17 protein-coding genes and 1 pseudogene are annotated in these 20945 nt (G+C 47.7%); 5 read left to right on the top strand and 13 right to left on the bottom strand.

Annotation, left to right across the window (positions count from 1 at the left end):
* Positions 1–25: 25 nt before the first annotated feature.
* Positions 26–1291 carry a site-specific integrase gene (locus FH871_RS25155; protein WP_138994179.1) on the bottom strand — a complete coding sequence of 422 codons (1266 nt, stop codon included), beginning with the start codon at positions 1289–1291 and terminating at the stop codon, positions 26–28.
* A gap of 374 nt (positions 1292–1665) precedes the next feature.
* Here FH871_RS25155 and FH871_RS34015 point away from each other — a divergent pair, with 374 nt between their 5' ends.
* Positions 1666–1788, top strand: coding sequence for a hypothetical protein (locus FH871_RS34015; protein ID WP_255516967.1), 123 nt, complete (start codon positions 1666–1668; stop codon positions 1786–1788).
* Between the two features lie 438 nt (positions 1789–2226).
* Here the strand turns inward: FH871_RS34015 and FH871_RS25145 are convergent, their stop codons facing one another.
* The 9 genes and pseudogenes from FH871_RS25145 to ald all read right to left on the bottom strand — a co-directional run bounded on the left by FH871_RS25145 (position 2227) and on the right by ald (position 14686).
* Positions 2227–2577, bottom strand: a complete 351-nt coding sequence (locus FH871_RS25145; protein WP_138994178.1) for an MliC family protein — start codon at positions 2575–2577, stop codon at positions 2227–2229.
* A gap of 152 nt (positions 2578–2729) precedes the next feature.
* The gene (locus FH871_RS25140; RefSeq protein ID WP_138994177.1) at positions 2730–3896 is read right to left on the bottom strand and encodes a lipase family protein; all 1167 of its coding nucleotides are present in this window, start codon (positions 3894–3896) and stop codon (positions 2730–2732) included.
* Positions 3897–3981: 85 nt separating this feature from the next.
* Complete coding sequence (locus FH871_RS25135) at positions 3982–4893, bottom strand: hypothetical protein (protein WP_138994176.1); 912 nt, start codon at positions 4891–4893, stop codon at positions 3982–3984.
* Between the two features lie 127 nt (positions 4894–5020).
* Complete coding sequence (locus FH871_RS25130; RefSeq protein ID WP_138994175.1) at positions 5021–6187, bottom strand: hypothetical protein; 1167 nt, start codon at positions 6185–6187, stop codon at positions 5021–5023.
* A gap of 351 nt (positions 6188–6538) precedes the next feature.
* Positions 6539–7921 (bottom strand): insecticidal delta-endotoxin Cry8Ea1 family protein, encoded by a 1383-nt coding sequence (locus tag FH871_RS25125; protein WP_138994174.1) that lies wholly within the window; start codon positions 7919–7921, stop codon positions 6539–6541.
* Between the two features lie 146 nt (positions 7922–8067).
* Positions 8068–8688 carry a YceI family protein gene (locus tag FH871_RS25120; RefSeq protein ID WP_138994173.1) on the bottom strand — a complete coding sequence of 207 codons (621 nt, stop codon included), beginning with the start codon at positions 8686–8688 and terminating at the stop codon, positions 8068–8070.
* A 128-nt stretch (positions 8689–8816) separates the two neighbouring features.
* Positions 8817–12812 carry a hybrid sensor histidine kinase/response regulator transcription factor gene (locus tag FH871_RS25115; protein ID WP_138994172.1) on the bottom strand — a complete coding sequence of 1332 codons (3996 nt, stop codon included), beginning with the start codon at positions 12810–12812 and terminating at the stop codon, positions 8817–8819.
* Between the two features lie 206 nt (positions 12813–13018).
* Positions 13019–13162: pseudogene (locus FH871_RS33815) on the bottom strand (transposase); the annotation flags it as partial.
* A gap of 384 nt (positions 13163–13546) precedes the next feature.
* Complete coding sequence (gene ald, locus FH871_RS25105) at positions 13547–14686, bottom strand: alanine dehydrogenase (protein WP_138994170.1); 1140 nt, start codon at positions 14684–14686, stop codon at positions 13547–13549.
* Between the two features lie 171 nt (positions 14687–14857).
* Between ald and FH871_RS25100 the strand changes: the two genes are divergently transcribed.
* Positions 14858–15319, top strand: coding sequence for an Lrp/AsnC family transcriptional regulator (locus FH871_RS25100; protein WP_138994169.1), 462 nt, complete (start codon positions 14858–14860; stop codon positions 15317–15319).
* Here FH871_RS25100 and FH871_RS25095 read toward each other — a convergent pair whose 3' ends face one another.
* The 3 genes from FH871_RS25095 to FH871_RS25085 all read right to left on the bottom strand — a co-directional run bounded on the left by FH871_RS25095 (position 15320) and on the right by FH871_RS25085 (position 17716).
* Complete coding sequence (locus tag FH871_RS25095; RefSeq protein WP_138994168.1) at positions 15320–16441, bottom strand: NAD(P)/FAD-dependent oxidoreductase; 1122 nt, start codon at positions 16439–16441, stop codon at positions 15320–15322.
* Positions 16442–16658: 217 nt separating this feature from the next.
* Positions 16659–17195 carry a ferritin gene (locus FH871_RS25090; RefSeq protein ID WP_138994167.1) on the bottom strand — a complete coding sequence of 179 codons (537 nt, stop codon included), beginning with the start codon at positions 17193–17195 and terminating at the stop codon, positions 16659–16661.
* Positions 17196–17389: 194 nt separating this feature from the next.
* Positions 17390–17716: a hypothetical protein gene (locus FH871_RS25085; protein WP_229312351.1), complete on the bottom strand. Its 327-nt coding sequence runs from the start codon at positions 17714–17716 to the stop codon at positions 17390–17392.
* A 213-nt stretch (positions 17717–17929) separates the two neighbouring features.
* Here FH871_RS25085 and FH871_RS25080 point away from each other — a divergent pair, with 213 nt between their 5' ends.
* From FH871_RS25080 to FH871_RS25070, 3 genes are all read left to right on the top strand, one after another.
* The gene (locus FH871_RS25080) at positions 17930–18952 is read left to right on the top strand and encodes an SPASM domain-containing protein (protein ID WP_138994166.1); all 1023 of its coding nucleotides are present in this window, start codon (positions 17930–17932) and stop codon (positions 18950–18952) included.
* 191 nt (positions 18953–19143) lie between these two features.
* Entirely contained in the window at positions 19144–19932 is a 789-nt protein-coding gene (locus FH871_RS25075; RefSeq protein WP_114409618.1) for a ParA family protein, read from the top strand.
* Between the two features lie 23 nt (positions 19933–19955).
* Complete coding sequence (locus FH871_RS25070; RefSeq protein ID WP_138994165.1) at positions 19956–20873, top strand: ParB/RepB/Spo0J family partition protein; 918 nt, start codon at positions 19956–19958, stop codon at positions 20871–20873.
* The last annotated feature ends 72 nt before the right edge of the window (positions 20874–20945 follow it).

Below are 20945 nucleotides of genomic sequence, written 5' to 3'. Positions count from 1 at the left end.
CAGTAACTGTTAATGGCATGCATATTTATTTCACCGAATTTTTAGAAAAATTTAACAATGCTTTTGCATATTCCCGTTTCACATCATCCTCGAAGCTGTCGAGGTAGTTCTCAGTCGTTCTTAAATCTGTATGCCCCAGACTTTCAGAAATAAATTCAATCGGCGCACCAGAGCGTTTTAATACTGTGGCGAAGCTGTGGCGGGCGAAGTAGGTAGTAACGTCTTTATCGATCTTTAATTTTTCAGCTATCCGTTTCATATACTTATTGACAAGCTTGATCAGGTAGTGAATCAATTCGAGTTCGCGCTGAGGTGTAGCTGATTGGGGTATGAAAGGGAAAACATAAGCTTCAGGGCTACGGTCTTGGTTGCACCACCTGGTAATTATCTCGTTTGTCGTATCTGTAAGTACGGCAATTATCGGCCGAAGTTTTGACTTTGTTGTACGGGCTGTTTTTGCGCGAATGAACTTGATCTTATCGCCGTCGATATTTTTCCACTTCAGCAAGCAGACGTCTTTTATATTTACTCCATTGCAGAGGTAGGAGAACAACCACAGATCTTTTGCTTTCTCTTCCTGACTGCCGGGAATTGCGGAATAATGGTAGATCCGCTCAACCTCAGCCAGTGTTAATGACTTCTTTATATTTACCCCACTGGGGATAACATAACGGTTTTTGCCAAACGGGTAATCTTTCTGAGTTAGGACACCATCAAGAATTGCTTGGTTGATAACGGCTCGAAGCGCCCGAAGGTACATCCCCACCGTGGTAGCAGACCTGCCGGCCAGGATCATCTTTTTTTCGTAGCCTTTCAGGTAGTCAGGGGTGACGTCTGTAATCTTAGAATTCTTTCGGTATGCTGTCAGTGAGGCAAGCGCATTGCCGTATGAGATTGCAGTTCCTACCCTGCCTTCTTCCTGCATCTGCTGAATTATTTTCTCAAAGGTATACGCCAGGTCATTGCGTAGGGCAATCTCTCGGGAGTCGGCCTTTTCACTCCGGAAGTACATTTCTTCAAAAGCTAAAAAGGAGAAAGACTCCATTCCTTTCATAACCTGGGCCGCCCGCCCTTCAAAATCATTGATACGGTTCCTTATTTCCCGAAGCTCCCGGCGCGTTTTCGTTTTATCTTCAACATCGGCCCACAATGCAGGGGTTAGGTCTATACCGATACTGTAATACTTGCGGTCGCGCTGATAAGTTAGTCGAAGTTTTAGCGGATAGGTGTTATCGGCCTTAATCCGCCGAGTATCCAGAATGACTGCAATTGTTGGAGCTGCTATTTTCATTGGGCGTATCAAACCTTGCTACACAGTTTGATACACGAAATTAGTAAATATTCAGAGTAAAACAAGTAAACGTTAGTAATTCATTTCGGTTAAGCTACTGATTTTTAGTAATATTACTTCGTAAACAGGAACTACTAAGAAGCATCAGTAAGTTATGAGCAACTGACTTGTAATCAGTAGGTCGTTGGTTCGATCCCGACTGGGGGCTCTTCAAAATTAAGAGGTTATGACGAAAGTCGTAACCTCTTTTTGTTTCTGGCCAGCTCCGGATTCAGAGTAAAGGGGGATCAGTCGGGAAAGTTGGCATCAAGAGCAAAAGTTGTGGAGGGCGTAGGATTTTTTCAGGTTTGTGTTTTTAATCAAACCTGACCGTCTTGGAGAGTTTCCTGCCTTTAGTCGAATACCTGTTACCTGATTTTATTGTCGCGTATTATGAGTCGACCCGTGTCGAGCAGTCTTCGGATCTGCTTCATGTTGATCTGGAAGAGAAGAACTAACCGGAGTCCGATCCCGCTAAAGAATTTCTTTTATCGAAATGTTTCTTACCTGAAATTACCATTCAAGACTTCCCCATCCGTGATAAACGGGTTTTTCTTCATATTAAACGTCGTCGTTGGTTAAATTCCACTTTGGATGGTGGAATCAAACTTCCGCTTACAAAGGCCATTTTTATTCAATTGATAAGGTTTTTTACAAAGCCCCAACTGAATAAAATTGGAGTAAAAGTCCGTTGTACCAACCGGTTTTAAATCCTTCGTTCAGTACTAAATTTCAATCGATAATTCGTATAATTAGCGGTGATGTTGCCCTGCACCATCAGGAACGATAGGATGCCGATAGCACCTACCGAAACCAATTTAGCAATACGTAAAATTGAGCAGTAGAATACATGGTACATCTGTTAACGATGCGACCAACTGATCGGGTAATGAGCTTTACGGATAACTGAAGAGGATTTTGTCGCCTTTTTTAAGTGTTATGTTCCCCTGATGCTCCGTGTACTTGTACTCAGCGTTCCGGTAGATAATGCCCGAAGCTACCGTGTCCTGTGTTAGGTTAATTGTTTCTCCATGTAGCACAAACGTTGCGCGATGTCTGGCGTTGTTGTAAAGCATCGACAGTTTAACGCCTTGGCGATTGATAACGGTGTCCCGAACGATCGAATCCGTTATAGATTCCTGGGTAGCCAGCTGGGTTGGCGCTTTCACCAATGACTTCAGGACAGATTGGCTGGCATAGATTCCCAAGCTAAGGAGTATGCTCAGGATAAATGAAGTTGATTTCATGATCGAATACGTATGAGTTAGTTTATTTCCATTGTTTTGTAACCCAATAAATCCGCCAAAGGTAGTGGGCAGAAATGCCCCTGATCTCAAGCCCTGAGTATCCGGGGAATTTGGTTCGCTTTTGACGAAGGAGGCCCCGTTTCCAGATTGGATTAATTGGCAAGCATATTTATTATCGATTGGGGAAAACCGAAGGCCTCCTTGTAATACGCAATTGTATGCTGATACTTAGCCTCCTGAAAAAAGCTACCAGACCCATCGGGGTATACATTTGATCTGCCGTTGAACGCAAATTCCCGCTCGGGTGCAATGCGCTGGTAGCTTTTCAGATCGATCAGCAATTTGATTACATCGAATGCAGCCTGATCGTCGAAGGATAACCCAAACCCTTTTTTTCCACCAGGGTTGAAAGGCGGAGCGTTTTTGTAGAGCGACGGAATTTGGGCGAACAGATCTTTCTGCCAGGCATGGGGAACGATGTCATTGGTGTTGATGACTGAGTAGTAGTTATCGCCAAATTTCTGGGCGGCATACTCGGCAAATTCCTTATTGCCGGGCGTAGGTCCGGCAATGGGGTAGACGCTCACATGCAGGTTGGTATAGCCCATCTGCTCTTGCCACTCCATGCATTGGAGAGCCATCAGGGGACAGAGCGCTCCGCCCAGGCTATGGCCTGTGAAGGCCACCTCGTTAGGACCGGCACCACCCAGCGTACTCAGAAACTGGAGCAGCGTTTTTCCGGTGGATGGATCTCTCATCGAGCCCAGGATGTTGAAGCCCACCGCGCTGCCTGCGGTGATTTTACCACTACCCGGTGTGCCCCAGTCGGTTTCCCCGCCCCATTGCTTTTGGTTGAATACATTGAAATCTTCTAGTAGCGCACCTTTTCGCGATACCGCATTGGTACCGGCGATGGCTACCACATGGATGGGCTTACCCGTGGCCAGGTCGGTTCCTCGGGCCACATACATGGTATTGTCGGTGACGAAGCTGTCGACTTTGCTGGTGCTGGATTTCTTTCGGCTATTGGCAATGGCGGGGCCCCAAACGACTTGCCAGTCGGTACCCAGATAGGCACGAACGTCGGCGTTGGTTTGCAAAAGCGCATTAATCTTCAAGGTATTCTGTTGTAGCTCTTCTTCTGATGTGGCTACCACATCATAGTTGATATCGGCAAGCATAGCCAGCAGGGCAATGCGTTTGTGGGTATCGGTTGGCGATTTACTTTCACCAATGACCGGCAACAGGTGGTCATTACAGGCCGCCAGGGTGAGGACGCCCAGAAGAATTAGGACAACAAACTGATAGTTCTTTTTCATAATTTTGACTCAACGTGGTTATAGGATAAAAACGATAGCACTTCGGTCGCCCAGCTAAGCTTGGTAACCTCTAAACGGCTATCCGCTAATGCTTTGTCCTGATGATGGAATTCGATTGATCCCATTTGTCGTCCATCCATTTGCGACAAACCCATTCGAGTGGCCCCAAGGGACCCAAAAAACCACTCAGTGCCAGGATTACAGGCTGATACGCCACGAAGTTCGGGGGCAGTGTCACCAGGCCAAGTGCTATGACCACCCACACCCCTTTTAAGAGAAAAGCCATCGCCCCCCCCACTTGGAGCAACGATAATCGCACTCTCAGCCTGAGATCTGGAGGTGATAGCCTTAGCTTACCTACGAGTAGGCCCGCCAGCAGCAGCTCGTAGGATAGTGTGATCGACAAAACCCCGCTCAATCGGTAAGCAGGCAGTACCCACTCTCGTAAGGGCTGCCAACCGAAAAGGCCATGAGGTATAACCCCGGCGGGATGAAGCAGGGCTAGACAACTGGGTAACAGAATAGCCAACAGGGCCAAACCCACGATCCCGGTAAGCAAGCTCCTAACCGACTGGTTACGAACATAAAGCAGCGTGAAACCAAGTAATGCATACTGAGCCAGCAGATCTACTGACCGATGCAGCAGACTCAGGGTAAGACCAATGCCCAGCAATCCGATCAATAACCGTTGGCCGATTTGGTGGACATTCAGTACCAGCTTGTTGGGACTATCCAGTCGGGCTTGTTGTCCGCATCGATAAAAACTCAATCCGAACAAAAAGCTACCCAGCCGATCGAATTGACCATTCACCAACAACTGAAGGAAAAATTGAACCGGCAGGTCGGTGAAGTGAATGTCCATTGGCAGGAGCTTATCCTGTTGATCGGTGCCCAGTTGCCCATACGCCTGAGCGATCAATTGCCCGAGCAGCACCAATCCCTGGTGCAAATCCAGGGTGGTGATCCACTCGGAGGGGCTGCAAATGGCGTGGACCATAGTTTGCTAGGAAGTAAAAACATTAACCTGGGGTCAAGTACTCTGCCTGGCCAGGTCGGCAGCCTGCACCAGACCAGCGCCAAAAACAAGACTATATGCCCAGGTAAAGGCACATCAGGCTACATTTTCAGTTTAATTTATACTGAAAAAGCCTAACCCTTTCCGTGGTGGGATCGTACATAAGGATGGCCGGATCCGTATTGGTAGCAATGATCTTACAAACCTGGGCGGTGGCTAAGGTAGGGTTCGCCGTTACCTGACGAATTGTTTTTCCCTCGTCAACGGTTTCAAATAAGCTTAGAGCGGTTTGAGGACCATTGACGCTGCCGCCAAACAGCAGATGATGGGAATCGCTGGGATCGACCCAGATGCCATAGATATACGCATACGGAAAGGTCGGATTGTCTTCCTCCGATTTAAAGATAAATTGGGTGGTTGTCCCGCTTACTTTGGCCAGTGCCCCTTCCTGACCCACATAAATGCTGTTGCCGGTGAAGGCGTGGGTCTGAAGTTCTATGGGTCGTCTGTTGCCGAACACCGTCCGATCCACCACTTTGATAAAATGGGTCAGCTTGACCGGATCAGCCGCATCGATGTCGTAGCGGCCCAGCCAGGCATCATCGAACGGATTTTCACTGCCCTGGAAGAGCTGGTCGGGATTATCGGGTAAAAAGACAATCGTACTCCGGTAACCCAAATTGGAATTCTTCTCGTAATTCATTCGCTGCCAGGTCATACCCCCATCGGTCGATACAGCGATCATGGTGCCCCCTTCCAGATTGGCATAGATCTGATCGGGATGAGCGGGGCGAACGGCCATACTCACATACGTTTCATACCGATTATTAAAATCATCGTGCACTGGTGATTCAGCTGCCGTCCAGGTTTCTCCGCCGTCATTGGAGATATACAGGGATTTTTCACCGGTATTTTCGGCAGGTACAATGCCGGCAAAAAGCTTGTTTTCAACCGTAGGATGCCTGAAGATACAAGCGACTTTCTGGCCCGCAAATCCGCTTCGGGACCATTCTTTTGTCAGCAGGTTGTTTTTCCATAACCCATCTGACGTGGCCACAAAGACAAAATTGTTATGGTAGGCGGCCATTTGAAATTCATTTAAAGCATATTCGGGACGTCCCACAATCTGTACCGGAATTTCACCCAAATCAGTCAGCGTCCTTTTGCCCGGTTGTTGACCAATAGCATGGTCTTTGTTGGTACAGCTTAGGGTTACCCAGAAAAGCGCACTAAAAAGAGCTAGTTGAGCGATGTGTGTATTCACTATTTTTTTCATGGAGGAGCAGGATTTGAAGCGGTTCGTTAGCGCTACATGTTCCTTTGTGTAGTCGCTGACTAAGCCTTGTTATAGGCCATTTATTGTACTAGAGCCGATCAACTGGATTCGAATCACCATTCTGGAATCGCCCTGGCAGTATGCCAGGGCGATTCAATCGGCCTCTTAGCGCAGCTGATACCAACGAGTTGAAAACATCAGCTGAGTGTTTTAACCCGATCCCAGAACACCTGGCGGACCGCCCTTCGTCGATGATCAGACCTCCCAACATGCCCAGGTTCGGGAAAGCGTTGGCATAAGCAGCCACCGAATGTGCTGTGAGGCTTTTTACATGGCGGGCGCGAATGCCGTTTACTTTCGCGGCCAGCGCATAAAACCAAAGACGATGCAATCGGCACTGTTTTGTATAGTGAGATTGATGCCGTGAATGTAAATACTGGACAGCGCATAATTATCATACCCGGCTTCCCCTGTATATCCTCCAACTCCCTTTTGTCCGCCCATCTGCTGGGTATAGGTGCCGTTAGCATCTATGAATTGAAGCGTGTAGATAGCCATGGTACCACTTATAGGAATGCCATAGGTTACCAGCACCCGGACAAACGGCGCGTCGGGTGATACGTTAAATATACCGCCCAGTGGGAACGCATTCGTACCCCCAATTTTATCGCCCATTCGGACCGTATAGTCAACCCCACCCGGTCCGCCACCGGCTGGATAGGTTAGCTGAACCGCATCAATTCGATGGCCACCCCATACGGTTATATAAGTCGGAAACTGGGTTGCCGGTGTCGGTAATTCAATGAGGGGGTTGTTAGCGTAGTTATCGACATTTAGGATGTTACCAAACGGATCCGAGTAAATCTCGCGGGTAAATAAGTAGATCGGCGTATTATCCGGTTTTTTCGGACCATTGGGGAAGATGCTAACATCATAGTAGGGCCATGAATCCATATAGTCAAGAACCAGCATGGTCATCTGGCGGTCAAAGGTGTTAACGGTTCTAAAAGGCTCGCATGTCACATCATCTCGCTTCGTTTTTCCGACCACATTAGCTCGGCTGCTCGTATACCAGCCAGAGACATAATTGACCGCTTCGGCGATAAAACTGGTCAGGTCGGTCTGGGCTTGCTGCACGTCTCCCGGTTTCATCGCCCAAGTATTCCCATGCAGTACCGCATCGCGTAACAGAGCCAGGAACATGTTGGTATACTGGGCATATAAGGGCAACAGCAACACCTCGTAACCAGCGGTCGTGAAAAGATATCGAGAACCAACAAACACTTCGTGTACACTGATCCATCTATCACTTACATCACCGTTGTCTTTGATGGCATTTAAATAATCTCCTATCAGTAAATTCAGGGAATCCAGTGCGCCTTTTGCCTGCGTATACGTAAAGTCATCGAATTTTTGGTCGACTAATGCTTGCACCTGGGCTTTAACCTGGTCCCACGGGCCGGATCCTGAGTTGGGCCAAAGGACGTCAATCACACCACTCAGGATTTCCCCGCCTTCGGGGACTGCAGCGCTAATCGCATCTGTGATGGCATCTTTGGCTAATTCATTCCAATCTGCCGCATCTGCGCCTAATGGCGGTTTAATCGGAGGAATGTTGTGGTCCTGTAAAGTACAGCTTTGCAGGAGCGATGAGGAGAGAAAGATACTCCCGGCTCCCAGCACTGAGCGTTGGAGAAACTTTCGGCGATTCGTCAAATTCGATTGTAAAAACATGATTGATTAGTGTTAAATGGTTTGAGAAAATGATTGATTCGTAGTGGTCCTTTAAAGGACGACAGTTGATTTTTCAAGGCGGTTCGCTCACCAAAAGCCGCTGCGTAGCTTTCAGATAGAGTCGAGCTTGGAGGGCAACTTAGGGTTTATTTCTTTAGTGCAACCAGCTTGAACTGCACATCGATACCGGGCCTTATATACATGCCGTTAGCTGCATTTTCATCACTCGCGTAGTCCATGCCCCAAATGGTACGATCTATGCTTGTTTCACCTGTGACAATCAGTTGATTCTCTTGCAATTTTATTTGTACAGGGAAATTTACCGGCTTGGTTTTTCCTAATAGCGTAAGGTCACCGGATGCCTGATACGTGTGGGCTATATTTTTATCAGGGATCAGGGAAGTAATCTTATAGCCGATTTCAGGATAGGCGGCCATGTCGAAAAAATCCTGGCTTTGCAGGTGGTGAATAAGCTGTTGTTTGAGCTCATCAGTGGGCAGATTAATATTGACAAGTGAAGAAAGCGGCAAACTGATTTGTCCACCGATAATCTCATATGGCTCTGCTACCAACAGTTGTCCTGTTATTTTGATTGTTCCGTTATTGCCACTGCCGTCTTTTAGGTAGCCTTTCCATTCCATAGCCGAGGCAGATTCGTCAATGATATAGTGCTGAATATTATGATCTTTTTGGCATGAAGAAACCAGCATGCAAGAAGTCAGTATTAGCAAAAAAAGAAGGGGAAGGGGACTAGATTTGGCTTTCATATTTACAATTTTGACAGATAATTTTCTGTGACAAAATTGAAAGTTGGTCAGCTTTTCGACTATAAGCCACGTTGCAAATACTATAAATGACGTTGCGTCGTATAAAAATTATATTATTTAATGAAACATTATCTTTTTTGGAACTCTGATGGCGTTAACCCATAAAATTCACGGAAACATTTAGTAAAGTATGCGGGGCTGTCAAAGCCTACCTTGTAAGCACATTCTGAACTACTGACACCTTCTTTAAGAAATGCCGCGACCTTTGTAAGTCTATAATTTCTAACTACATCACTGACGGGCAAGCCTGCTATTGCCCGCAGCTTACGGTGCAGTTGGGAGCGGCTCATATTCATACAAGCGGCCAGCTCTTCTACTCCTACGGAAGAGTTATCCAGATCCTGCTCAATTACCCCATAAAACCGAACTAAAAAAGGATCTAGTTCTCGCTCATTTCCTTGTTCTGAAGGGGGCGAGCTAATTTGACTTTGTAGATGTGTGCGCAACCTGCGCTGGCGATCAAGCAAATTATAAACCCGCAGGTTTAGCTCCGGCACACGAAACGGCTTGGTCAAATAGTCGTCGGCTCCCGTAACTAGCCCCTGCATGCGGCTTTCAACAGCCGTTTTTGCGGTCAGCAGGATAACGGGAATGTGACTGGTATGTTCATGCTGCTTTACTGCCTTACAGAGCTCAAACCCGTCCATGACTGGCATCATTACATCACTGATTATCAGGTCCGGCAAAGTCTCCAGGGCAATTTTTAGTCCATCTGCTCCGTTGGTTGCCCTCTCAACGATGTAGCGTTCGGGTAAGCTACCCGCAATAAAATCCGACAGTTCAGGATTATCTTCAATCAGCAGAATCCGAATAGTTTCGTTTTGAATAACAGGTACATCCCACTTTTCTGTAACACCCGTGTTCAAGCTGGGTATAGCAGATGGTGTGGCCGGACGGTAAGGTAACAAAATTCGGAAGGTACTACCCTGGCCAAGCTTACTTTCAAGCTCAATACGGCCTTCCTGGAGCTGGACCATTTCTTTGACCAACGACAAACCTATACCCGTCCCTTTTACAGCTTGATCTTTATGATGGCCAATTTGAAAGTAACGTTTAAATATATACGCAGTTTGATCTTCTGGAATTCCGATTCCCGTATCTGACACTGAAAACAAGACATGATCATTTTCATTGCGCACCGTTACACGAATGAGTCCACCAGAAGGAGTAAACTTTAAGGCATTTCCAATCAGGTTACCCAACACCCTTTCCAGCTTTGGTGCGTCAAACCAGAATTGCCCGTGAAGCTGATTGGTGAAACTGATTGTAACACCTTTTCTTGCTGCTTCTTCCCTAAATAAGTGAAGTGTATTCTCCGTAACTAGGCCAGGGTCACCTATCGACTCTTCTATAGTCAGCATGTTTGCGTCGAGTTTTGAGAAGTCGAGCAGTTGGTTGATCAATGCCAGTAACTGTTCGGCATTCCTTTTTATCAAGAGCAGTGTTTTTTCTTCATTAGTGCCTGTAAACTTTTCGATTAACGATGTCAGTGGCGAAAGGATCAGCGTTAGTGGCGTCCGGAAGTCATGGGTTACGTTTGTGAAAAACCGTTCTTTCATTTCAGCCAGAACGTGAAGCTGCTGCGCTTCCTGTTTTTTAAGTTCTATTGATTTGCTAAGCTCCATACGGATTACTTGCAGGCGCATCCAATACCATATACTGCCACCAATAACAAGTGCATAAGCCATATAGGCCCACCAGGTCTGCCACCAGGGTGGACGGACCCTTATAGTTAGTTTTTTTATGTCTTTGCTCCACTGCCCGGTTGTGTTGCTGGCATTGACCAAAAACTTGTAGCTGCCGGGCGGGATTTTGGTATAGATGGCAAACGGTATCTGACCTGATCCAATCCAGTCACTGTCGTAGCCTTCCAATTGATACCGGTAGTTTAAGTCCAGCGGCTGGTTGAACTGCAAGCCTGCAAAGAAGAAGGTCACCGTATTCTGATCATACGGCAGTATCAGTTCCCCAATCGCATTAACTGGTTGAGTAAGTAACCCATCAGTAGTTGGAGTTACGGTTTCATTATTGATTTTAAGCGCAGTAAGTGCGATCGCAGGTTGATAGGCATCATCTTTTATTTTATTTGGATCAAAGAGTGTCCATCCCTGGGTTCCACCAAATGCCAGGCGGCCATCGGGCAGCATCAACTGATGAAACCGGTTGAACTCGTCCTCCAATAAACCATGCCTGGTTTGAAAAAGCCTCACTTTGTGTGTGATAGGACTGAAACTGCAAAGCCCTTTGTTGGTACCAAACCATAGTTTGCCATAATGATCTGCCAGTAACGTGTAGATTGTATTATCGGGCAAACCCGTACTGGTGTTGAAAATCTCGGTTTTCAGCGTTTTTTTATTGAGGCAAATCAACCCATCACGACTTCCAATCCAAAGCAAGCTCGGCCTGGATGGGTCAGGCCTCAAACCAAGTAGATGATTGGTGGGAAAAGCAGCGGAGCCGGGGCCCTGTTTAAGTTGATTGATTTTCCCGGTTTTCCGATCAATCAAAATTAATCCGTCCCGCTCAGTGGTAATCCAGATCCGGTCTGTATCCATTGAAATATCCTGGGGCGTAATGTCTGTGCCAAGTTGGCGGCTTATCTGCCCAGCTGGTATCAGCCAGTCCCAGGTATTCTTTGGTGGATTATAGATTAATACATTACGGTTATACCCGATCACAACTGGCAAACCCTGCGGGCTGATGGTCAGGCCTTTGATTCCGATTCCGGTTTCGGCTGCATTTGATATTTGTGTTATTTTAGGGAGTGAGATAAACGATTTGGTTGCACTTTGGTAGCGGACAACATGATCTTTTAAACCGATCCAAAGCGTTCCACTTTTGTCATAGGCAGAACGCAGATGATAGCCGGGGGCAGCAAATCGCTGGTCTTTAGGGCCCCAGTCAAAAAGTGAAGACAACGATTGATGAAATTCCGCTTCCAGGACATCCCCTGCGAATCCATCTTTAAGTGGAAAAGAAGGGAAAAAAGGGGTTGTAAGATCGACCTGAGTAATCCCATAGGCATTGGTTCCCAGCCAAATCAAGCCAGACTTATCGACTAGAAACGATTGAATGGGGTTCTTATCGACTTTTGTCTGACCATAAATTAATTTAAGACCGGTAAGCTCATCGTACCGGTAAATTGCGATGCCTCTTTCTAAATACTCGCTGCCGTCAGGCCCTGTGCGTATCCAGGTAACCCCGCGGTCACTATGAGAGCCAAACGGGATTTTTTTTAGGAACTTTTTCTGGGATACCGAGAAGATATACAAATAGTTTCTGTCAGCCCACATCAACTCGCCATTCCTGCGTTGGTGTAGCCCTATGGCAAAGCGGACCGCATTCCGGTAATCGTGATAGTCAAGCACCTGTGGGGAGCTATAATTACTAATTTTTCCTGACTGCTGGTCTAAACTACTAAGCCCAAAGCGGGTTAATACCCATATCCGGTTGTCAACACCTTCACAAATGCCCCATAGCGTATCACTGTCAAAGCCACCTGAAGTTTTGGTGTAGAGCTTTGGTGTCGGGCCAAACCGAGCCAAACCCTTTCCGTCTATAATACGCCAAATTGTTCCGTTTGAATCTACTATCCAAGCGCGTCGGAAAAAAGTGCCACTGGTAAGTAGCGGAGTATGGTGATGTTTAATCTTTTCGGAAACCGGGTCCAGTTCGTCTATTTCACCCGACTCGTGCTCGATCCATATTCCTTTATTGAATCCCTTGATATTGATAATCAAATTAGAGACAAGCGAGCTGGTATCCTGGTTACTATGCTGGAAAACTTTAAAATTTATCCCGTCATACCGCGCAAGTCCGTTTCTAGAGCCAACCCACACAAATCCTGCTTTGTCCTGCTCCAAACCGGACACGAAAGATTGCGGCAGTCCATCCTTGCTGGAAATGTTTCTGATCGCCTGTCCTGCTACCTGTATATGTACAAGACAGAGTGAAACATTGGCCAAAATAAAAACAATTTTGAAAGCCGTTTTTATAATAGGGAAGCTGTTTAGACGCATGGAAAAGATTCCCAACAGAGTTTGAATTTTGTGGTGTTGAATCATAAAATAGCAAATCAGTGGGAAGCTTAAGTAAATATATTATCCAGACGTGGATTTTGCCGTATCTGGGCGCGGTAAAACCTGGGTTTGAAAGCAAAGGCCCTCCTGATGAAGTGGTTGAAGCCATTCTTTGTCGATTGAAATCAGGATACCAATGGCGTATCACCCGCTAATCGCTTTTTACCGGCCTCTAGGAACTCCTTATTCTAGCGGTAATAGATATTAATGTTGAGGCCTTTTCGCCGACATATCTCGGCTACTGACTGCACGCCTTGTAGGCCTTCCAGGACAATACGGATTTTTTCTTCAGCGGTGTACTGCCGCCGGGTTTGCCGCTGGATGTCTTTGATAATCGATAAAGGAGCCTTACGCTCGGAAGATGTGGGGGCTGGCGAGGCTGAACGTTTGCCTTTGGATGTCTTTGCTGAATTGGACATTGCTAGGGGATTTAGATGAAACAATTTACTGAATTGTCTCTTCCCATTTCCACCCTATTTGTCCACTTTTACTTGACGACGTACATGGCCAAAAGCTGTACATAACTGGAAAAAACGCATACAATGTGCCGGTCGTAACGGAATTGACAGTATCGATTCCATAAAAAAAGACACGACTCATGGTGGTCGTGTCTTTGTTATTTCTATTCCTAAACCCTTAAAAAAAAGTTGATGAAGTTGGACTAATTATTCGTCGATGAAGTGTAATCTTAACCAGGTTGGAATATATACGGTCTTGCTTTAATAGTCGATTTCTTCTTCTTCGCGCTGCAGCAATTCGTTCACATCATTCAGCGGCAAACCAAACGCATCGGCTACGCCTTTGTAGACGATTTTGCCGTTAACGACATTCAGCCCACGCTTCAGTTCTTCATTGTCGCGACACGCTTTTTGCCAGCCTTTGTTGGCCAGTTGCAGGGCGTAAGTGAGCGTAGCATTGGTCAGGGCCACGGTCGAGGTGTAAGGAACGGCACCCGGCATGTTGGCAACACAGTAGTGAACGACATTGTCGATGACATACGTCGGATTTTCGTGCGTAGTCGGTGTACAGGTTTCGATACAACCACCCTGATCGACGGCGACATCGACCAGAACCGTTCCGGGACGCATCAGTTTCAGCATCTCGCGGGTGATGAGGTGGGGGGCTTTCGCTCCCGGTATCAATACCGCGCCAATAATGAGATCAGAATGTTTGACGGCTTCCCGAATGCTGTATTCGTTCGACATCAGCGTATCGACGTTTTCGGGCATGATGTCCGACAGATACCGCAGACGCGGCAGACTGATGTCCATGATGGTGACGTGAGCACCCAGACCAGCCGCCATTTTGGCCGCCTGCGTTCCTACGATTCCACCGCCCAGAATCAGCACATGAGCCGGTTTTACCCCCGGAACACCGCCCAGCAGGATTCCCCGGCCTTTTTGCGGTTTTTCCAGATATTTAGCACCTTCCTGAACCGCCATCCGTCCGGCGACTTCCGACATCGGAATCAGCAACGGCAGGCTGCGATCGGTTTTTTCCACGGTTTCATAGGCCAGACAAACGGCTTTGCGTTCGATCATGGCGTGCGTCAGTTCTTCCGACGATGCAAAGTGGAAATAGGTGAAAAGCAATTGGTCTTCTTTAATCAGGTTATATTCCGACGCAATCGGTTCTTTCACCTTCATGATCATCTCGGAAATGCCGTAGACATCCTCGATGGTGGGCAGCATAACGGCCCCGGCGTCAATGTATTCTTCGTCCTCAAAACCGCTTTCCACCCCCGCATTGACCTGCACATAAACGGTATGGCCAAATCGACGAAACTCAGCAACACCTGCGGGGGTCAGCGCCACCCGGTTTTCATTGTTTTTTATTTCTTTAGGAACACCGATTACCATCGTATTCTGCGGTTGTGGTTGGTATTGATTGGATGCACAAAGGTATGAATTGCCAAACAGATTTCTGATTCTATAACTCTTTTTGGGAAATACTGTTTACTTTTCGTAGTATAGAAGGAAATAATTTGGTGACGAGCCTCTCGAACGGCTTTGTAAAGAAAAAATTCCGTCATGACGCAGGTAGACAAGATTGACCGGCAGATATTGTCCCTTCTACAAGATAATGCACAACTCACGATTCAGGAGATCGGCCAGCGGATCAACCTCTCGAAATCGCCCGTTCACGAACGCATTAAACGGCTTGAGCGTGAAGGAATTATTGAGAAATACGTAACGCTTCTAAACAAGAAAAAACTGGGTCATCTGCTGGTGGTTTTCTGCCACGTCACGCTCGACAAGCAAACCCGCGACACGTTCGTGGAGTTTAATCTGGCCATTGCCCAACTCCCGGAAATCATGGAATGCAATCTGGTGTCGGGAACCTTCGACTACCTATTGAAAGTGGTGGTTCACGACATGGAGACCTACAACCGGTTTTACCAGGAACGGCTTTCGGTCATTCCCGGCATTTTGAACATCAGCAGCATTTTCGTGATGTCGGAGGTGAAAAATACGACGGTGATTCCGGTATGATTAGTCATGGATGGCAATCACCTCCCCATGCGTCTGCCGAATCACTCCGCGCAACAACGGCTTGAACGTACCGAAAACCGAAACCGCTGCTTCCGATAACCACCGATCGCCGAAAAGCCGCTGTACGGTTCGGCCCACCCACAGCCGCCGGGCAAACCGGTCCGACCATTCCGATTGATACCGCCGTTCCAGTTCGTCGCGTGTAAGCTGCCCGTTCAAATAGGTTGACGACAAGGCACTGACCAGCTTGCCGCTGTGAATGGCCAGTGCCATGCCGTTGCCGCAGAGGGGCGTAATCAGTCCTGCCGAGTCACCTGCCATCAGGATATGCTGTTCGACGGCGCGTTTGGGGGCAAACGAGAATTCGTTGATGACTTCCGGCCTCTCATACAAAAACTCGGAGGTTTCATAAATCCGTTTCAAATGGGGATTCTGAAATAAAACCGCCCGTTCCATCGCCGGAATGTTGCCGAAAGGGCGGAGATTCTCGCGCGTCGTCAGGTAGCAAAGGCAAAACTTCCCGTCTTCAATGGCCGACAAACCGCAATACCCGTCCTGGAAATTATGGAGCGCAATGGTATCAAGTGGAAAGTCGGTCCGAATATGATATTTCACGCCGAGATACGGCGACGGTTTTTGCATGAAGGGCCGCTGCATTTGCCGGTCGATTTTGGTTCGTTTGCCATACGCACCAATCACCAACCGGCTGGATAAGACCTGTCCGTCGTTTATTTCAACTGTAAACTGATTGGAGGCAAAGGTGACATTTTCAACCTGTTTGCCCAGTAAAAACCGGATGCCAGCCGTTTGTCCCAGTGCAAACAGGGAATGGTCGAGCGCGTAGCGACTCACGCCAAAACCGCCCAAATCCAGCGTCGTTTCCAGCAAACGGCCCGAGGGAGAGCTGAACTGGAACCGGTCGATGTGGGTGGCCCCCAGGCCCTTCAAATCGACGCCCAGCGACTCGATATAGGGCCGGACTTCGTTGGAGACGTATTCGCCACAAACCTTGTGGAAAGGGTACGTTTTTCGCTCGACAATCGCAACCTGATAGCCCGCCCGGGCCAGTTCCAGCCCGCTGACCAATCCAGCCAGCCCACCTCCGATAATGATGACATCCATGCTTCAGGCCGGTTCGTATGCGATTGGGTGTTGATTGGAAATGGTAAAGATAGCAAATCGAAGTGGCCCAATAAGCAGAACCGAAATGGGAAATCAAGATAGGTTGCTCGCGCTAAATACCGGTTTATAAAACAGAATAAAAAGAAAACCCGGATGGTTTAAATCCGGGTTTATACAATTCAGTAAGAAGCTATAGGAAGAAAGCAATGTGTTCAATTTATTGCGCTTCAACGTCGCCGTAGGTAATTTTCGGAATGGCCTTATCGATCATATAACGACCCACGCCTTCCTCACCAATGACATCGAATAATTCGACTGCCCGACGCGCTACGTATTCTTCTTCAATTTGTTCTTTCACGAACCACTGCATGAATTGATCGGTTGCGAAATCGTTAAACTGCCGGGCCTGACCCACGATGCGGTTGATCGAGTTGCTAACCGCAATTTCCTGTTGCAGAGCCAGTTCGAACACATCCCGGAAACCGTCGAATTCCTGCGGAACATTGGTTACTTCGGGGGAAATGGCGTGACCGCCCATATCAGAAACATAGTTGAAAAGCTTCAGCATATGGTTCCGTTCTTCGTTGGATTGCTTATAAAAATAACCGGCGCTAAAGTCAAAACCGTTGCGATCACACCAGGCCGCCATTGACAAATAAATGGCCGAAGAGTGTGCTTCCATTTTTATCTGTTCGTTGAGAATGCGCTCAATTTCTTCTTTCAGCGACGTTCTCATTCTCACTAAATCTTTCATTGTTGTATCAGTTTTTGGTTCTTGACCAGATGGATGGATTTGCCTTTTCTGTTACAAGAATACTGATTTCAACCGGAAAAAGTTTTGAGTCTACAAAATTTGGAAACAGTCTAATTGCAGTGATTGAGCCCTTTAGGAAGGAAAACGTCGTAAAATGGAATGGATGTCCGGCAAACCAATCCGGTGATGGTCGGTCAATAGACCAGCGAGCTGTAAATGCGTTCGTTCAGAAGGGTGTTGAGGTCGAGGACGAAACGGGTGCCGGCCAGCAGGTCGCGGAGTGCAATAAGGTCGCAGAGACTCAGCACAAAGAGATGGCCGGTGCGGGGCGCATCGATGATTTCGACGTCGTAGGCATCGTCGGTATTGAAGATCATCGTGTGAATATCCACCGAATCAACCCGCTTCTTGAATGTCAAAAAATCGGAAATCCGGAGCGAAACGCGCGCTTCACCGAACTGAATAATGATCCGATTGGTTGTATCGCATTGATAGGTTGCGCCTTTTGAGCTGGCAAACAATTCAGTTAATGGAAGGGTATTCGACACGGATGATACAAAAAGAGTTCGGTGAAAAACAGATTGCTATGCGTTTGACTCCGTAAAAGTACAATTGGATTGCAGACGTGTCAAGTTTATTTGAAACAATTCTAAATAAATTTGTTTTCATATTCTATAAAGTAGTAACCATCGGGGCCGATAGCCTACCTTTGTTCCACATCTTGATTGATCCGCATGAATCGTAATATTTCCGACGGCTTAAATTTTTTCTCGAAAGTAACCCCCAAACGTGCCTGGAACGCACTGAAAGTCTTGTCGAGTTATTACGAATCGAAGTGGACCGGCAAAGCGGTTCACCGGGGTTCGCCGATTGCCATTTCGTTTGAACCCACTACCTCGTGTAACCTGCGCTGCCCCGAGTGTCCGAGCGGTTTGCGGTCGTTTACAAGGCCGACAGGTATGTTACCGGCTGACCTTTTCAAACAAACCATTGACGAAATTGCGGATACGCTGTTGTATCTGACGTTCTATTTTCAGGGCGAACCGTACCTGCATCCTGATTTCCTGAAACTGGTGGGCTACGCATCCCAAAAAGGAATTTATACCGGAACCTCGACCAATGCCCATTACCTGACGGATGCCAACGCCAAAAAAACCGTCGAATCCGGCCTGGACCGGCTGATTATTTCGATCGACGGTACCACGCAGGAAACGTACCAGCAATACCGGGTGGGAGGGAAGCTGCACAAGGTGATCGAAGGTACGAAGAACATCATCAAGTGGAAAAAGGAACTGAAATCGAAAACGCCCCACGTGATTTTTCAGTTTCTGGTCGTCAAGCCGAATGAACACCAGATTGGGGAAGTGTATCAACTGGCGAAAGAACTGGGCGTAGACGAAGTGGGGCTGAAAACCGCCCAGATTTACGATTTCGAACACGGCTCCGACCTGATGCCGACCATCGATAAGTATTCCCGGTACGAAAAAACGAACGATGGGACCTATGCCATCAAAAACGCGCTGGACGGGCATTGCTGGAAAATGTGGCACTCCTGCGTCATTACCTGGGATGGCCTGGTGGTGCCCTGCTGTTTCGACAAAGACGCCCATTACCGGCTGGGTGACCTGAAGGAACAGACGTTTACGCAATTGTGGAGTAGCGAACCGTACCGGCAATTCCGGCAGACGCTCATCCAGTCGCGCTCCGGCATTGAAATGTGTAAGAATTGCACGGAAGGGACCCAGGTCTGGGCTTGATCACAATAAAATAATACGACCGGAAACCGGAACGGGTAAGGGTCTAGACAGTCAGACGATTAGCATCTGGATTGATCCGGTTTGTCTGCCCGTCATTTTTTCATCCGTGAAACATTTTCAAAAAATCCGTGAAACGTTCCTTGCTTTAGAATAACCATCTATAGATATTTGGGTCTGTAACGAACAAACCCATGGGTAAAGTTATTGCTATTGCCAACCAAAAGGGGGGCGTCGGAAAAACCACCACCACGATCAATCTGGCAGCCAGTCTGGCGGCTCTCGAGTTTCGAACCCTGATTGTCGATGCCGACCCACAGGCCAATTCCACGTCGGGTCTTGGTTATAATCCGAAAGAAATTGAGAACAGCATCTACGAGTGCATGATTGAAGATATTCGCACCCGGGATGCCATTATTCAAACCGATTTTCCGAATCTGGACCTGCTGCCGTCGCACATCGATTTAGTCGGGGCAGAAATTGAGATGATCAATCTCAAAAACCGGGAGGAGAAAATGAAGGAGGCTTTGTATGATGTGAAAGATGAGTATGATTTTGTCATCATCGACTGCTCGCCATCCCTGGGTCTGATTACCATCAACAGCCTGACAGCCGCCGACTCCGTCATTATTCCGGTTCAGTGCGAATATTTTGCCCTGGAAGGTCTCGGCAAATTGCTGAATACCATCAAGATTATTCAGTCGCGGCTCAACACGTCGCTGGCCATCGAAGGCATTCTGCTTACCATGTACGATTTGCGGGTTCGCCTGTCCAACCAAGTGGTTGGCGAAGTTACGGCCCACTTCCAGCAAATGGTGTTCAACACCATTATCCCGCGCAACATTCGGCTGAGTGAATCACCCAGCTTCGGATTACCGGTTCTGGCGCAGGATGCCGACAGCAAAGGAGCCATCAGCTATCTGAATCTCGCCCGCGAAATTCTGATTAAAAATGGCCGGTTGCCGCAGGATCAGACCGTATAATATCCAACCCGAATTTAGCAGCCATGGATAATACGAACGCAAAAAGTAATCCGAAGAAAATGATAGGTCTGGGGCGTGGGTTAGGAGCCTTATTGCATGACAGTGACCAGGTAAATCGTCCCAGCAAACCGTCGCCGTATGAGTCGATCTCAACGATGACGGAAATCAGCGTCAACCACGTTGAAACCAATCCCTTTCAGCCCCGAACCCGGTTCGATGAGGAGGCCTTGATGGAATTGGCGGAGTCGATCCGGGTCCAGGGGATTATCCAGCCCATTACGGTTCGGCAATTGGGTCGCGACCAGTACCAGTTGATTGCCGGTGAACGGCGGTTGCAGGCATCGCGCCTGATCGGGCTGACGCACGTGCCGGCCTACGTTCGGCAGGCCAACGACCAGCAGATGCTGGAAATGGCCCTGATCGAAAACATTCAGCGTGAAAACCTGAATTCGATCGAAATTGCCCTGAGCTACCAACGGCTCATTACGGAATGTAACCTGAAACAGGAAGAACTGGGCGCCCGGGTTGGCAAAAACCGGACGACGGTGAACAACTACATCCGGTTGCTGAAATTACCGCCGGTGATTCAGGCCGCTTTGCGCGACACCAAAATTCAGATGGGACACGCCCGCGCCATTATCAATGTCGATAATCCGGATATTCAGATTAAACTTTTCAACCGGCTGATTGAGGAAGACTGGTCGGTTCGCCGGGTGGAGGAAGCCGTACGCGGCCTTTCAACAGCGCCTGAAAACGAACCCGAACGCCGGTCGACGCCCTACAAACAGGAGATTCGGGGGTTGCAGTTCAAACTCTCGTCCATGTTCGGAACCAAAGTGTCCATCAAGGCCGATGACAAGCACAAAGGTGAGATCAAAATTCCGTTTACTTCCCAGGACGAAATGAACCGGATTCTGGAAGTGCTGAATTACAAGGCATAAAAAATGTTAATTTCCTGAAATCCGGTGGCGGGTCGGATGCGTACTACGTTAGTATACCGACAATCTGCACTG

This window comes from Larkinella sp. C7 (assembly GCF_006149005.1).
Lineage (GTDB): Bacteria > Bacteroidota > Bacteroidia > Cytophagales > Spirosomataceae > Larkinella.
The sequence above is the reverse complement of the archived record's forward strand: the minus strand, read 5'-3'. Positions and strand labels throughout refer to the sequence as shown.

Excerpts from the sequence above, each read along its gene's own strand:
- FH871_RS25090 (WP_138994167.1), bottom strand. The coding sequence starts at position 17,195 with ATGAAAGATTTAGTGAGAATGAGAACGTCGCTGAAAGAAGAAATTGAG.
- FH871_RS25130 (WP_138994175.1), bottom strand. The coding sequence starts at position 6,187 with ATGAAAAAAATAGTGAATACACACATCGCTCAACTAGCTCTTTTTAGT.
- FH871_RS25125 (WP_138994174.1), bottom strand. The coding sequence starts at position 7,921 with ATGTTTTTACAATCGAATTTGACGAATCGCCGAAAGTTTCTCCAACGC.
- FH871_RS25095 (WP_138994168.1), bottom strand. The coding sequence starts at position 16,441 with ATGGATGTCATCATTATCGGAGGTGGGCTGGCTGGATTGGTCAGCGGG.
- FH871_RS25135 (WP_138994176.1), bottom strand. The coding sequence starts at position 4,893 with ATGGTCCACGCCATTTGCAGCCCCTCCGAGTGGATCACCACCCTGGAT.
- FH871_RS25075 (WP_114409618.1), top strand. The coding sequence starts at position 19,144 with ATGGGTAAAGTTATTGCTATTGCCAACCAAAAGGGGGGCGTCGGAAAA.
- FH871_RS25080 (WP_138994166.1), top strand. The coding sequence starts at position 17,930 with ATGAATCGTAATATTTCCGACGGCTTAAATTTTTTCTCGAAAGTAACC.
- ald (WP_138994170.1), bottom strand. The coding sequence starts at position 14,686 with ATGGTAATCGGTGTTCCTAAAGAAATAAAAAACAATGAAAACCGGGTG.
- FH871_RS25140 (WP_138994177.1), bottom strand. The coding sequence starts at position 3,896 with ATGAAAAAGAACTATCAGTTTGTTGTCCTAATTCTTCTGGGCGTCCTC.
- FH871_RS25145 (WP_138994178.1), bottom strand. The coding sequence starts at position 2,577 with ATGAAATCAACTTCATTTATCCTGAGCATACTCCTTAGCTTGGGAATC.
- FH871_RS25155 (WP_138994179.1), bottom strand. The coding sequence starts at position 1,291 with ATGAAAATAGCAGCTCCAACAATTGCAGTCATTCTGGATACTCGGCGG.
- FH871_RS25100 (WP_138994169.1), top strand. The coding sequence starts at position 14,858 with ATGACGCAGGTAGACAAGATTGACCGGCAGATATTGTCCCTTCTACAA.
- FH871_RS25120 (WP_138994173.1), bottom strand. The coding sequence starts at position 8,688 with ATGAAAGCCAAATCTAGTCCCCTTCCCCTTCTTTTTTTGCTAATACTG.
- FH871_RS25070 (WP_138994165.1), top strand. The coding sequence starts at position 19,956 with ATGGATAATACGAACGCAAAAAGTAATCCGAAGAAAATGATAGGTCTG.
- FH871_RS25115 (WP_138994172.1), bottom strand. The coding sequence starts at position 12,812 with ATGATTCAACACCACAAAATTCAAACTCTGTTGGGAATCTTTTCCATG.